Raw genomic sequence first — 13,752 nt, forward strand, 5'->3', positions numbered from 1 at the left:
GGACGCACATCCTTGCGTTGTGGATACAGATGCAAAGGAGAACCCCATGTCTGAACGCAAGAGATCGCAGGACGGGCGCAGCGAAACCGCAGAACTCCTCGACGGCCAGCCGGTCACGCCGGGCGCCACCGCGCAGCAGGGCCGCAAGGGCGGCGAGATCGCCCGCAAGGTCGGCACGCGCGACGAGGAAAAGCGCGTGGATGAGACCTCTGCCGGCGCAACGCGCGCACTGGCGCAGGATCAGGACAAAAGCGGCGACAAGGAAAAGGTCTGAAGAGACCCCAAGGAGGAAACACGATGGCGATTCTCACCAATGGCACCTGGGTTCTGGTCGCGGACGGCGAAAAAGCGCTGTTCTTGCGCAACGACGTGGACGAGCAGGATCCCGACCTGAACGTCGTGCGCATCGAGACCCAGGAGAACCCCTCGGATCGAGAGCAATCGGCCAATCGGCCCGGCAGGATGAACGACGGCGGGCCGGGCCAGAAGTCGGCGCTGGATGACACCGACTGGCACGAACTGGCCAAGGAACGCTTCGCCGACGAATTGGCGGACATCCTCTATAAGCTGGCCCACAAAGGCCGTTTCGAGCGCATCGTTGTGGTCGCTCCGCCCGCCACGCTGGGCGAGTTGCGTGCCAAGCTGCACAAGGAAGTCGCCGACAAGGTCGTGGCCGAAGTCGACAAGACGTTGACCAACCATCCGCTCGACAAGATCGAGAAATTGCTCCGCGATGAATTTGCGCCGGCCTGATCGCGCCGCTAGATCGACTGCGAAACGCTGCTCCAATGGGGCGGCGTTTCCTTTTTTGTCAGAGCTTTAAGCGCCTTTTCTCACGTGCCGCCTCAGGCCAGCTCGCGCGCGAGGATCTCCATCACCCCCTCTGGGCTCTCCGCGCAGTGCACGAAGTCCAGAAGCGAGGCATCGGCGAAGCCCTGCGCGACGACGTGGTCGAGCAGCGCCTTCAGCGGCCGCCAGAAACCCTCGGTGTCGAGCATCACGATCGGCTTGTCGTGCAACCCGAGCTGGCGCCATGTCAGCGCCTCGAAGAACTCGTCGAGGCTGCCCGCGCCGCCGGGCATCAGCACCACCGCGTCGGCGTTCATCAGCATGACCTTCTTGCGCTCGTGCATGGTCTCGGTGATCACGAAGCGGGTGAGGTCGGTCTTGCCCACCTCGCGCGACAGAAGGTGCGTCGGGATGACCCCGAACGTGTCCCCGTTAGCCTCCTGCGCGGCGCGCGCGACCTCTCCCATCAGCCCGACGTCGCCGGCGCCATAGACAAGTCGCCATCCTTGTTGTGCAATGGATGTGCCGAGCAATTTGGCATCGGCGGCGTAGCTGGATGCAGTACCGTGGCGCGAGCCGCAATAAATGCAGACAGATCTGGCGGTCATGTGGATAATCCAAAAAAATGCTGTTTTGACGGGTGATAACGGGATTGTTATAGGTTCTCAACCGCGCTCATGTGGATGGGTGGAGCGCCGTGTGTGGGATAACGAGATGAACGAGAAACTCTGGGTCTGGATCGGCGTGGGTGCGGCGGCTGTTGCCGGTGCGCTCTACCTAAGCGGGGTGATCGGACCGAAACCCACCAAATGGAGCCTTCCGGCCGTGATGCCGGTGACCGAACAGCCCGCCGTGTCTCAAACCAAGGATACCGCCCCGGCAACTGGCGCACCAGCCGGAGCGCCGGAGCAAACCGCAGAGGCTCCTGCATCCGGTCCGGAGGAGGTCGCCGAGGCCGCCGCACCCTCCGTTACCGAACAGGGCAAGCCCGCGGACCCAAATGCCGATGGCGCAGAGCCCACTGCTCTTGAGCCGGGGGTTGAGCCAGAGATCGCGATGGTCGCGCCTGCCGAGGGCGAGACGCGCGTGACGGAGCCGCCGAGCACCGAGGTCACCGCTGGCAGCGCCGATGCGCCAGCCGGACCGGCCGTGCCCAGCTTCGACCTCGTCCGCGCCGAGCCCGGCGGGCTGGTGACCGTGGCGGGCCGCGCCGAGCCGGGCAGCGAGGTCGTCCTGCTGCTCGACGGCAAGGAGGAGCTCACGAGCCCCGTCGGAAGCGACGGGCGTTTCGCCGCCTTCTTCGATCTTCCCGCCGCGACCGAGCCGCAGGTGCTGCGTCTGCTCATGCGCCTCAATGGCCAGGAGATAGAGTCGGGGCAGGAAGTGATCCTCACCCCGCCCGCACCGCCGCTTGTGGCGGAGGAGGGCACCGAGGCCGGTGAGGGCACCGAGCTTGCCTCGGTTGAAACCGGCGGCCGTCAGGAGCAGGCTGCGCCTACCGTGCTGCTTCAGGATGCGGGCGGTGTCGAGGTGATGCAGAGCGCCCAGGCCATGGCGCCGGGCGGCGTGGCCATAGACGCGATCACCTACGACGACGAGGGCGGCGTCGCGCTCTCGGGCCGCGGCAGCGGCGAGGCCTTCCTGCGGGTTTACCTCGACAACAGCGAGGTCACCACGCTGCAGGTTGCCGCGGACGGACGCTGGCAGGTGGCGCTGCCGCAGATCGCGGCGGGCACCTACACGCTGCGCGTGGACCAGATCGACGCGGGCGGCAAGGTCTCGGCCCGCGCCGAGAGCCCGTTCCGCCGCGAACCGCCCGAGAAGCTTGCCGCAGCCGCCGCCGAGCTGCCGGGAGCCGAGGAGGTCACCGCGGTGACCGTCCAGCCCGGCAACACGCTCTGGGCCATCGCGCGCGAACGCTACGGCGACGGCACGGCCTACGTGCGGCTCTTCGAGGCCAACAAGACGCAGATACGCGACCCCGACCTGATTTACCCGGGGCAGGTCTTTGCCTTTCCCGAGTGATCGCGGCCGCTGAGCTCGGTTGTGGAAAGCGCGGCAGCCGGGTTTCCTCAAAGGGGTTCCGACGCTGCCCTCGAAACCACAGCCGGGCGCGCACAGGAGCCTGTGCGCTCCGGTCCTATGGCCTTCGGCCGGTGGCCGCGATAAGGGCATGATCCGCCAAGCCAAGAGAGCCGAGCCATGCCTCCCGAGACTGATCAGACCGCCGTCGAAGACGCCGAACGCCGTTCCGCGTTGCGGACCATGCGCCGCGTCGCGCCCTATCTCTGGCCCGAGGGCGAACCTTGGGTAAAGCGCCGGGTGGTGATCGCGCTGCTGATGCTGGTCGCCGCCAAGCTGATCGCCGTGGGCACGCCGATGCTCTATAAGCAGGCGGTGGACCGGCTGGGCGGCGAGGCCCCGACGCTGCTTCTGGGCGCGGTCGGGCTGACGCTCGCCTATGGCATGGCCCGCATCCTCAACGCCGCGTTCCAGCAAGCGCGGGACGGGGTTTTCGCCAAGGTCGGCCAGCGCGCGCTGCGCAAGCTGGCGCTCGAAACCTTCACCCACATCCACAAGCTCTCGCTGCGCTATCACATCACCCGCAAGACCGGCGGGCTGAGCCGGATCATCGAGCGCGGGGTCAAGGGCGTCGACTTCCTGCTGCGCTTCATGCTCTTCTCGGTCGGCCCTCTGGTGCTCGAGCTTCTGCTTGTCGGCATCGTGCTCTTCTGGCTCTTCGACGTGTGGTATCTAGCGGTGGTGGCGGTGACCATCGCGCTCTACGTCTGGTTCACCTTCGCGGTGACCGAATGGCGCGTGCGCCTGCGCCGCAAGATGAACGCGCAGGACACCGACGCCAACCAGAAGGCGATCGACAGCCTGCTCAACTTCGAGACGGTGAAGTACTTCAACGCCGAGCATCGCGAGGCGGCGCGCTATGACCATGCCATGGAGGGCTACGAGGATGCCGCGGTGAAGACCGCGACCTCGCTCGCAATGCTGAACTTCGGCCAGGCGCTGATCATCAACCTCGGGCTGGTGGCGGTCATGGTGATGGCGGCGATGGGGGTGCAGAACGGCAGCCTGACTGTGGGCGATTTCGTCATGGTCAACGCCTACATGATCCAGATCACCATGCCGCTCAACTTCCTCGGCACGGTCTACCGCGAGATCCGCCAGAGCCTCGTCGACATGGGCCAGATGTTCGACCTGCTCGACCAGCCCGCCGAGGTCTCGGACAAGCCCGGTGCCGCGGCACTTCACGTTGGCGGCGGCGCGGTGCAGTTCGACAAGGTGCGTTTCGGCTACGACCGCGAGCGGGAAATCCTCAAGGGCATCTCGCTCAGCGTCGGCGCGGGCGAGAGCGTGGCGCTGGTCGGACCCTCGGGCTCGGGCAAGTCCACCATCGGGCGGCTCATGTTCCGCTTCTACGACGTCTCGGGCGGGGCGATCCGCATCGACGGGCAGGACCTGCGCGACGTGACGCAGGACAGCCTGCACGCCTCGATCGGCGTGGTGCCGCAGGACACGGTGCTGTTCAACGACACGATCCGCTACAACATTGCCTACGGCAAGGACAACGCCACCGAGGCCGAGGTCATCGCCGCGGCGAAGTCGGCGCAGATCCACGAGTTCATCAGCTCGCTCCCCGAGGGCTACGACACGATGGTCGGGGAACGCGGCCTGAAGCTCTCGGGCGGCGAGAAGCAGCGCGTCGGCATTGCCCGCACGCTGCTCAAGGACCCGCCGATCCTGCTGCTCGACGAGGCGACCTCGGCGCTCGACACCGAGACCGAGGCCTCGATCCAGACCGCGCTGCGCCGGGCAGGCGAGGGGCGGACGGTGCTGACCATCGCGCACCGCCTGTCGACCATCGCCGATGCCGACCGCATCGTCGTGCTGGAAAAGGGCGAGGTGGTCGAGGAGGGCACCCACGAGGCGCTGCTCGCCCGCGCCGGGCGCTACGCGCAACTCTGGGCACTGCAGCAGGCCGAGGAGCGCGCGGCCTGAGCGCAGCGGGCCTGCCGGACGGATCAAACAAGGGGCGTATGCGGCAAGCATACGCCCCTTTTCATTTTCTGGCGCCCGGTGATTTCCGTATTGGACTTGGCGGTTGCGCCGGCCCTTGCCTATCCTTTGCACCCAGAGAAATGGGCACCGGAGGCATGGTGGGGGGCCGAGGTCTGGCCCACCGAAGGGTGAGCTGCGTATTTTGGTTAGAATTTTTGACCACCCTTGTTGCCTATCGGAAACTTGTTTCCTAAACGTGACATGACCAAGATTCCGAAGGAGGAGTTCCCATGACTGCCAGCACGTCCGCCCGCATCGATCGCCAGGGCCTGCAGATCGACCCGGTGCTCTGCACATTCGTCGAGGAAAAGGCCCTGCCGGGCTCCGGCGTCGAGGCGGATGCCTTCTGGGCGGCGCTGTCGCAGCTGGCGCATGATTTTGGCCCGCGCAACGCGGCGCTGCTGGCAAAGCGCGACGATCTGCAGTCGCAGATCGACGCCTGGCACAAGGCCAACCCCGGGGTGCCCGACCTGCCGAGCTACACCGCCTTCCTCGAGGAGATCGGCTACCTGCTGCCCGAGGGGCCGGACTTCGATATCGAGACCGAGAACACCGATCCCGAGTTCGCCTCAGTGCCCGGCCCGCAGCTGGTGGTGCCGATCACCAACGCGCGCTATGCGCTCAACGCCGCCAACGCGCGCTGGGGCTCGCTCTATGATGCCTTCTACGGCACCGACGCCATGGGCTCGCTGCCGCCGAAGGGTGGTTTCGATGCGGCGCGGGGCAAGGAGGTCGTCGCCAAGGCCAAGGCCTTCCTCGACGAGAACTTCCCGGTCGCGGGCGGCAGCCACGCCGAGGCGGCGGGCTACGCCGTCGAGGGCGGCGCGCTGCTGGTGGGGGGCAAGCCGCTTGCCAAGCCCGAGCAATTCGCCGGCTACCGTGGCGAGGTGGCCTCCCCGGAAGCAGTGCTGCTGGTCAACAACGCGCTGCACGTCGAACTGATCATCGACCGCACCCATTTCATCGGCAAGGACGACGCCGCGGGGCTGGCGGACGTGCTGATGGAATCCGCGGTCTCGGCGATCATGGACTGCGAGGACTCGGTCGCCTGCGTCGATGGTGAAGACAAGACGCTGGCCTATACCAACTGGCTCGGCCTGATGAAGGGCGACCTGTCGGACACCTTCGAGAAGGGCGGCAAACAGGTCACCCGCACGCTCAACGCAGACCGCAGCTACACCGCGCCGGACGGCTCGGAGCTGGTGCTGAAGGGCCGCGCCCTCATGCTGGTGCGCAACGTCGGTCACCTGATGACCAACCCGGCGATCCTGCTCAAGGACGGTTCGGAGATCTTCGAGGGGCTGATGGACGCGATGATCACCACGCTCATCGCCAAGCACGATCTGGCCAAGGACAGCGGTCCGCGCAACTCGATCGAAGGCTCGGTCTACGTGGTGAAGCCGAAGATGCACGGGCCGGAAGAAGTGGCTTTCGCCGATGAGATCTTCAGCTTCGTCGAAACATCGCTCGGCCTGCCGCAATACACCGTGAAGCTCGGGATCATGGACGAGGAGCGCCGCACCTCGGCCAACCTCAAGGAGTGCATCCGCGCCGCGAAGAACCGCGTCGCCTTCATCAACACCGGCTTCCTCGACCGCACCGGCGACGAGATGCACACCGCGATGGAAGCGGGCCCGATGCTGCGCAAGGGCGACATCAAGGGCACCAAGTGGATCGCCGCCTACGAGGATCGCAATGTCGATATCGGTCTCGCCTGCGGGCTGCGCGGAAAGGCCCAGATCGGCAAGGGCATGTGGGCCATGCCCGACCTGATGGAGGCCATGCTCGAGGCGAAGATCGGCCATCCCAAGGCGGGGGCCAATTGCGCCTGGGTGCCGTCGCCCACCGCCGCCACGCTGCACGCGCTGCACTACCATCAGGTCGACGTGCTTGCCCGCCAGGCCGAGATCGCCGCGGGCGGTCCGCGCGGCACGCTCGAGGACCTGCTGACCATCCCGGTCGCCGCCGGGGCGAACTGGTCGGACGAGGAGATCCGCGAGGAGATCGAGAACAACGCGCAGGGCATCCTTGGCTACGTGGTGCGTTGGGTCGACCAGGGTGTCGGCTGCTCCAAGGTACCGGACATCCACGACGTCGGGCTGATGGAGGACCGCGCCACCTGCCGCATCTCCTCGCAGCATCTGGCGAACTGGCTGCACCACGGCGTGGTTTCCACCGACGAAGTGCGCGGCGTTATGGAGAAGATGGCCGCCGTGGTGGACCGTCAGAACGCCGGGGATGCGGCCTATATCCCGATGGCGCCGGGGTTCGACTCCGTGGCCTACAAGGCCGCCTGCGACCTGGTCTTCGAAGGCCGGGTACAGCCCTCGGGCTACACCGAGCCGGTGCTGCACAAGCGCCGGCTGGAGCTGAAGGCGGGCTGATCAGGGCATGGCGCCTGTGATGTGCGCCAGCGCGAGGGGGCGGTCTGCCCTCTCGCGGGTCCCCGAGGATATCGTCACCTAGAAGACAGGGCGGACGCGGCACGTCTGCCGGAAGACAGGGAGAGAGAAGATGGCTGGAATTTCGCTGAGCCGGGCGCGGACGATCATCCGCAAGGCGCTCGAGGCCGGGAAAGAGGCGGGCATGGCGCCGCTGTCGGTGGTTGTATTGGACGAGGGCGGCCACGTGCAGGCCTTCGAGCGGCAGGACGGCGCCTCGCCGGGGCGCTTCGAGATCGCCTTCGGCAAGGCCTATGGCGCGGTGATGCTGGGGATGCCCGGTTCGGCGCAGATGGCGCGGGCCGAAAGCCAGGCCTATTTCATCGCCGCCGCCAACGGCGCGTTCGGCGGCAAGCTGATCCCGGTGCCGGGCGGCGTATTGGTCAAGGATTCCAAGGGCCGCACTCTGGGCGCGGTGGGTGTCACCGGCGACAGCTCGGACAATGATGCGGCTGCCGCAAAAGCGGGCATCGAGGCGGTGGGGCTGACGGCACTCATCTGAGCCATCTTTCTAAGCGCCTCTCCGTGCCTTATGTTTGACCGAAACAGGCAAGGAGAGGCATGGAGATGACCCGCCCCGTCGTCGGTATCATCGGCAATCAGCACCTGATCAACGAGACCTATCCCGCCCATGCGGGCGGGGTGATGAACACCGAAGCGGTGTCCTGCGTCTCGGGCTGCCTGCCATTGCTGGTCGCGGCGGATCCGCGGTTCGTCTCGGTCGAGGAGTTGATGGAGACCTGCGACGGCTTCCTGCTCACCGGCGGGCGGCCCAACGTGCACCCCGAGGAATACGGCGAGGAGGCGACCGAGGCGCATGGCGCCTTCGACCGCGCCCGCGACGCCATCGTGCTGCCGCTGGTGCGCGCCTGTGTCGAGCGGGGCCAGCCGTTCCTCGGCATCTGCCGCGGCTTTCAGGAGGTCAACGTGGCGATGGGCGGAACGCTCTACCCCGAGATCCGCGACCTGCCGGGGCGGATGAACCACCGGATGCCCCCCGATGGCACGCTCGAGGAGAAGTTCGCCCTGCGCCACAAGGTGAGTTTGAGCGAGGGCGGGCGGTTCCACAAGCTCTTCGGTGCCACCGAGGTGATGACCAACACGCTGCACGGGCAGGGCATCAACCGCCCCGGCGCGCGCATCGAGATCGAGGGACACGCCCCCGACGGCACCCCCGAGGCGCTCTACGTGAAGGGCGCGCCGGGCTTCACCATGGCGGTGCAATGGCACCCCGAGTGGGATGCCGCCAACGATCCGGTCTCGCGGCCGCTGTTCACCGCCTTCGGCGATGCGGTGCGCGCCTGGGCCGGCCGGGCCGAGGGGCACCAGGCCCCCCGGGTGGCGTCTGCCTGATCAGGTGACCCGCTTGCGCTGCTGGTACTTGGGCTGGTCCCAGAGCGCGCCGCGCAGGATGCGGGCGAGGATTTCGACCGCCTCGCGCACCTCGTCCTCGCCGATGTAGAGCGGGGTGATGCCGAAGCGCATGATGTCGGGGGCGCGGAAGTCGCCGATCACGCCCTGGTCGATCAGCGCCTGCATCGCCGCGTAGCCATGCTCGAAGCGGAAGCTGACCTGGCTTCCGCGCATGTCGTTGTCGCGCGGGGTGGCCAGTTTCAGGCCCGGGCAGTGGGTTTCAACCTCCTCGATCATCAGCCCGGTCAGCGCCAGCGAGCGCTTGCGGACCTCGTCCATGTCGAGCCTGTCCCAGACGTCGAGCGCCGCGTCGAGCGCCGCCATCTGCATCACCGGCGGGGTGCCGACGCGCATCCGCTCGATGCCGGGGGCGGGGCGGTAGCTGCGCTCGAAGGCGAAGGGCGTGTCATGGCCGAGCCAGCCCGAGAGCGCCGGCTCGGCGTGTTCGGCGTGGCGCGGGGCGACGTAGATGAAGGCGGGCGCACCAGGGCCGGCGTTGAGGTACTTGTAGGTGCAGCCGACGGCGAAGTCAGCCTTGCCGCCCGCCACGTCGACCGGCACGGCGCCGGCCGAATGCGCCAGATCCCAGATCGCCAGCGCGCCCATCTCGTGTGCCTTGGCGGTGAGCGCGGCGACATCGTGGCGGCGGCCGGTGCGGTAGTCGACCTCGGTCACCAAGAGCACGGCGACCTCCTCGGTGATTTCCTCTTCCAGCCGATGTGGCTCGGCGAGGCGCAGCTCGTAGTCCTCGCCCAGCAGCTCGATCAGCCCCTCGGCCATGTAGAGGTCCGACGGGAAGTTGCCGGTGTCGGACAGGATCACCTTGCGCCCGGGGTTCAGCGCAACGGCGGCGGCCAGCGCCTGGAAGACCTTGATCGAGAGCGTGTCGCCGACCACCGTGTGGCCGGTCTCCGCCCCGATCAGTCGGCCGATTCGGTCGCCAAGCCGGGTCGGCATCTCCATCCAGCTGCAGGCGTTCCATCCGGTGATGAGGTGCTCGCCCCATTCCTCGGTGAGCATCTTCTGGATGCGGGCCGGGGTCGCCTTGGGCAGCGGCCCCAGCGAATTGCCGTCGAGATAGATCATCCCGAGCGGTAGGTGGAACTGCTCCTTGGTCCAGTCGAAGATGGAGCCTGTGGGGGTGGTCAAGATGCGCCTCCTGCAATGCGGGGCCGGTCTGCGCAGCGGGCCCGGAGCCCCGGGTGTCCGCGCGGTGCCTCCTGCGGCCCCTTGAGTGTTGGCGGGGAAAGTGGCCGGGATTTGCCGGGGAGGCAAGATCGGGCTGCGGCATATCGCCTGCGCGACGTCGCGGCAACACCGCGCTAGACATCGAAAAGCTCTATTGGAACCGCGCGTTGGACAAGCGCAGACACACCAGCGCGGGCACAGGAGGCGAGACGGGATGCTCAGGAAAGTCGATCTGCCGCCGCTCTGGCTTCTGGGCTGCCTCTGCCTCGCCTGGGTGCAAAAGAGCCTGCTGCCGTTGGGGCTTGGCTTCGGCCCGGTTTGGGCCGACCTGCTGGGCGGGCTGCTGGTCGGGGGCGGCGTGCTGCTGTCGCTGCTGGCGCTGCTGGACCTGCGGCGCGCCCGAACTACCTTCATGCCGCACCAGGAGCCGGAGCGGCTTGTCACCTCGGGCGTGTTCCGCCTGTCGCGCAATCCTATCTATCTGGGAGACGTGATGATTCTGGCCGGCTTCCTCCTCTTCTGGGACGCGGTGCCATCGCTTGTGCTGCTGCCGATTTACGTCTGGCTGCTCGAAAAGCGCTTCATCGAGCCCGAGGAGGCGCGTTTGCGACGAAATTTTGTTGCGGAATTCCACAAGTATGAGACACAAACCAGAAGGTGGCTTTGAATTTTCTTCGCCATGTGTTTAACCGGATCGTTCCGGTTGTGAGCATGGCACCGCGCGGGTAGACCATACGTCAACCGAACAGCAACCAAGACACCAGGAAGGGTCGGACACTCGGCCTAAAAGGGGGACGAACTAAGTGAAGATCGGAACGCCGACAGAGATTTTCGAGGGAGAGGCGCGCGTCGCCATGACCCCGGACTCGGCGCTGCAACTGCAGAAGCTGGGATATGATTGCCTGATCCAGTCAGGCGCCGGCGCGAAGGCAGGCTTTGCCGACGCGGCCTATGAGGCCGCTGGCGTGACCGTGGTTCAGGATGCCGCCGCCCTTTGGGCGCAGGCGGATATCGTCGCCAAGGTCCGCCCGCCGAGCGAAGAGGAAGTGGCGCATCTGACGCCCGAGAAACTGCTGATCTCGTTCTTCTATCCTGCCTCGAACGAGGCACTGATGAAGCAGGCCGCCGATGTGGGCGCCAGCGTGATCGCGATGGACATGGTCCCGCGCATCAGCCGCGCGCAGAAGATGGACGCCCTGTCGTCCATGGCCAATATCGCCGGCTACCGCGCGGTGATCGAGGCGGGCAACAACTTCGGCCGCTTCTTCACCGGTCAGGTGACCGCCGCCGGCAAGGTGCCGCCCGCCAAGGTGCTGATCGTCGGCGCAGGCGTGGCCGGTCTTGCGGCCATCGGCACCTCGACCTCGCTCGGCGCGATCACCTACGCCTTCGACGTGCGGCCCGAAGTGGCCGAGCAGGTCGAGAGCATGGGCGCCGAATTCGTCTACCTCGACTTCGAGGAAGAGCAGGCCGACGGCTCTGCGTCGGGCGGCTATGCCTCGGTCTCCAGCCCCGAGTTCCGCGAAGCCCAGCTCGCCAAGTTCCGTGAACTTGCGCCTGAGATGGACATCGTCATCACCACCGCCCTGATCCCCAACCGGGAAGCCCCGGAACTGTGGACAGAGGACATGGTCAAGGCGATGAAGCCCGGCTCGGTGATCGTTGACCTCGCGGCCGAACGCGGTGGCAACTGCAAGCTGACGGTGATGGACGAGAAGATCGTCACCGACAACGGCGTGACCATCATCGGCTACACCGACTTCCCCAGCCGCATGGCGACGCAGAGCTCGACGCTCTACGCCACCAACATCCGGCACATGATGTCCGACCTGACGCCCGGCAAGACCGACGGCACCGTCGTGCACAACATGGAAGACGACGTGATCCGCGGCGCGACCATCGCGCACGCCAAGGACGTCACCTTCCCGCCGCCGCCGCCGAAGACCAAGGCGATCGCGGCGCAGAAGCCGAAGGAAAAGGCGCCCGAGCTGACGCCGGAACAGAAGCGCGCGCAGGAAGTGGCCGCCTTCAAGGCGCAGACCAAGCAGCAGGTCACCCTGCTGACCGTCGGTGCGGTGCTGCTGCTCGCCGTGGGCCTCGTTGCTCCCGCCAGCTTCATGCAGCACTTCATCGTTTTCGTGCTCTCGGTCTTCGTCGGCTTCCAGGTGATCTGGAACGTCTCGCATTCGCTGCACACCCCGCTGATGGCCGTCACCAACGCCATCTCCTCGATCATCATTCTTGGTGCCCTGATGCAGATCGGCTCGGGCAACTGGCTGGTGATTATCCTTGCCGCGCTCTCGGTCTTCATGGCCGGGATCAACATCTTCGGCGGCTTCCTCGTGACACGGCGCATGCTCGCCATGTTCCAGAAATCGTAAGGAGAGGTGGGGACTATGGAATTCGGATTCACGACGGCGGCCTATGTGGTCGCGGCCGTTCTGTTCATCCTGTCGCTGGGTGGCCTCTCGGGGCAGGAAAGCGCCAAGCGCGCCGTGTGGTACGGCATCGTCGGCATGGGCCTTGCGGTCTTTGCCACGCTGATCGGCCCGGGCTCGGGCCTGTGGCTGCTGTCGGTCATCCTGATCGCGGCGGGTGGCATCATCGGCACCTATGTGGCCAAGAAGGTCGAGATGACCGAGATGCCGCAGTTGGTGGCCGCAATGCACTCGCTCGTCGGCCTCGCGGCGGTCTTCGTCGGCTTCAACGCGCATCTCACCATGCGCACGGTCGAAAAGGCGCGTGCCGCCGGTGAGGCGGTGCACGGCACCTTCGCCGAACTGGTCGCACACAAGACGCCGGTCGAGTTGAGCATCCTGCAGGTCGAGCTGTTCCTCGGCATCTTCATCGGTGCGGTGACCTTCACCGGCTCGGTGATCGCCTATGGCAAGCTGGCCGGCAAGGTGACCTCCAAGGCCGAGAAGCTGCCGGGCGGGCATCTGCTCAACGCGGGCGCCGCGGCGCTCTCGGTGATCTGCCTGATCTGGTACATGAACACCGGCGGGCTCTTCCCCGTGCTGATCATGACGCTCTGCGCGCTCTTCATCGGCTACCACCTGATCATGGGCATCGGCGGCGCCGACATGCCGGTGGTGGTCTCGATGCTGAACAGCTACTCGGGCTGGGCCGCGGCGGCCATCGGCTTCTCGCTGTCGAACGATCTGCTGATCGTCGTCGGCGCGCTGGTGGGCTCCTCGGGTGCGATCCTGTCGTACATCATGTGCAAGGCGATGAACCGCTCCTTCGTGTCGGTGATCCTGGGCGGCTTCGGCGGCACCTCGGGGCCCGCGATGGAGGTCGAGGGCGAGCAGGTGTCGATCGACGTCGACGGCGTGGCCTCGGCGCTCGAGGAAGCCGACAGCGTCATCATCGTGCCGGGCTACGGCATGGCCGTGGCGCAGGCGCAGCAGAACGTCGCGGAACTCACCCGCAAGCTGCGTGCCAAGGGCAAGGAGGTGCGTTTCGCCATCCACCCCGTTGCAGGCCGCCTGCCGGGCCACATGAACGTTCTGCTGGCCGAGGCGAAGGTGCCTTATGACATCGTTCTCGAAATGGACGAGATCAACGAGGACTTCCCCGAGACCGACGTTGTCATCGTCATCGGCTCGAACGACATCGTGAACCCCGCGGCGCAGGAAGACCCGAACTCGCCCATCGCCGGCATGCCGGTGCTGGAAGTGTGGAAGGCCAAGCAGGTCTTCGTGTCGAAGCGCGGTCAGGGCACCGGCTACTCGGGCATCGAGAACCCGCTGTTCTACAAGGACAACACGCGGATGTACTACGGTGACGCGAAACAGTCGATCGGCGAGCTGCTGAACAAGATCAGCTGACCCGTTTGATCGCCTGA

Annotated in this window: 12 protein-coding genes; 10 read left to right on the forward strand and 2 right to left on the reverse strand. The window is 66.4% G+C overall.

Annotated features, from left to right (window positions below; genetic code table 11):
* Positions 1–46: 46 nt before the first annotated feature.
* The gene (locus G0D83_RS22945) at positions 47–274 is read left to right on the forward strand and encodes a hypothetical protein (protein ID WP_164196942.1); all 228 of its coding nucleotides are present in this window, start codon (positions 47–49) and stop codon (positions 272–274) included.
* Positions 275–297: 23 nt separating this feature from the next.
* Entirely contained in the window at positions 298–753 is a 456-nt protein-coding gene (locus G0D83_RS22950; protein ID WP_164196943.1) for a host attachment protein, read from the forward strand.
* A 92-nt stretch (positions 754–845) separates the two neighbouring features.
* Here the strand turns inward: G0D83_RS22950 and G0D83_RS22955 are convergent, their stop codons facing one another.
* Entirely contained in the window at positions 846–1,397 is a 552-nt protein-coding gene (locus G0D83_RS22955) for a TIGR00730 family Rossman fold protein (RefSeq protein ID WP_164196944.1), read from the reverse strand.
* A gap of 106 nt (positions 1,398–1,503) precedes the next feature.
* Here G0D83_RS22955 and G0D83_RS22960 point away from each other — a divergent pair, with 106 nt between their 5' ends.
* From G0D83_RS22960 to G0D83_RS22980, 5 genes are all read left to right on the forward strand, one after another.
* Positions 1,504–2,814: a LysM peptidoglycan-binding domain-containing protein gene (locus G0D83_RS22960; protein WP_164196945.1), complete on the forward strand. Its 1,311-nt coding sequence runs from the start codon at positions 1,504–1,506 to the stop codon at positions 2,812–2,814.
* Between the two features lie 177 nt (positions 2,815–2,991).
* Positions 2,992–4,803, forward strand: coding sequence for an ABC transporter ATP-binding protein/permease (locus G0D83_RS22965; protein WP_164196946.1), 1,812 nt, complete (start codon positions 2,992–2,994; stop codon positions 4,801–4,803).
* A gap of 290 nt (positions 4,804–5,093) precedes the next feature.
* Positions 5,094–7,247, forward strand: coding sequence for a malate synthase G (locus G0D83_RS22970; protein ID WP_164196947.1), 2,154 nt, complete (start codon positions 5,094–5,096; stop codon positions 7,245–7,247).
* Between the two features lie 130 nt (positions 7,248–7,377).
* Positions 7,378–7,806, forward strand: a complete 429-nt coding sequence (locus tag G0D83_RS22975) for a heme-binding protein (protein ID WP_108965765.1) — start codon at positions 7,378–7,380, stop codon at positions 7,804–7,806.
* Positions 7,807–7,871: 65 nt separating this feature from the next.
* Complete coding sequence (locus tag G0D83_RS22980) at positions 7,872–8,657, forward strand: gamma-glutamyl-gamma-aminobutyrate hydrolase family protein (RefSeq protein WP_164196948.1); 786 nt, start codon at positions 7,872–7,874, stop codon at positions 8,655–8,657.
* Here G0D83_RS22980 and kynU read toward each other — a convergent pair whose 3' ends face one another.
* The gene (kynU, locus tag G0D83_RS22985; protein ID WP_255455519.1) at positions 8,658–9,866 is read right to left on the reverse strand and encodes a kynureninase; all 1,209 of its coding nucleotides are present in this window, start codon (positions 9,864–9,866) and stop codon (positions 8,658–8,660) included.
* Between the two features lie 253 nt (positions 9,867–10,119).
* Between kynU and G0D83_RS22990 the strand changes: the two genes are divergently transcribed.
* From G0D83_RS22990 to G0D83_RS23000, 3 genes are all read left to right on the forward strand, one after another.
* Complete coding sequence (locus tag G0D83_RS22990; RefSeq protein ID WP_164196949.1) at positions 10,120–10,572, forward strand: isoprenylcysteine carboxylmethyltransferase family protein; 453 nt, start codon at positions 10,120–10,122, stop codon at positions 10,570–10,572.
* Positions 10,573–10,708: 136 nt separating this feature from the next.
* Entirely contained in the window at positions 10,709–12,286 is a 1,578-nt protein-coding gene (locus G0D83_RS22995; RefSeq protein WP_164196950.1) for a Re/Si-specific NAD(P)(+) transhydrogenase subunit alpha, read from the forward strand.
* Between the two features lie 15 nt (positions 12,287–12,301).
* Entirely contained in the window at positions 12,302–13,735 is a 1,434-nt protein-coding gene (locus G0D83_RS23000; protein WP_164196951.1) for an NAD(P)(+) transhydrogenase (Re/Si-specific) subunit beta, read from the forward strand.
* Positions 13,736–13,752: the final 17 nt, after the last annotated feature.

The organism is Salipiger sp. PrR003 (assembly GCF_010500785.1).
GTDB classification, from domain to species: Bacteria; Pseudomonadota; Alphaproteobacteria; order Rhodobacterales; family Rhodobacteraceae; genus Salipiger; species Salipiger pacificus_A.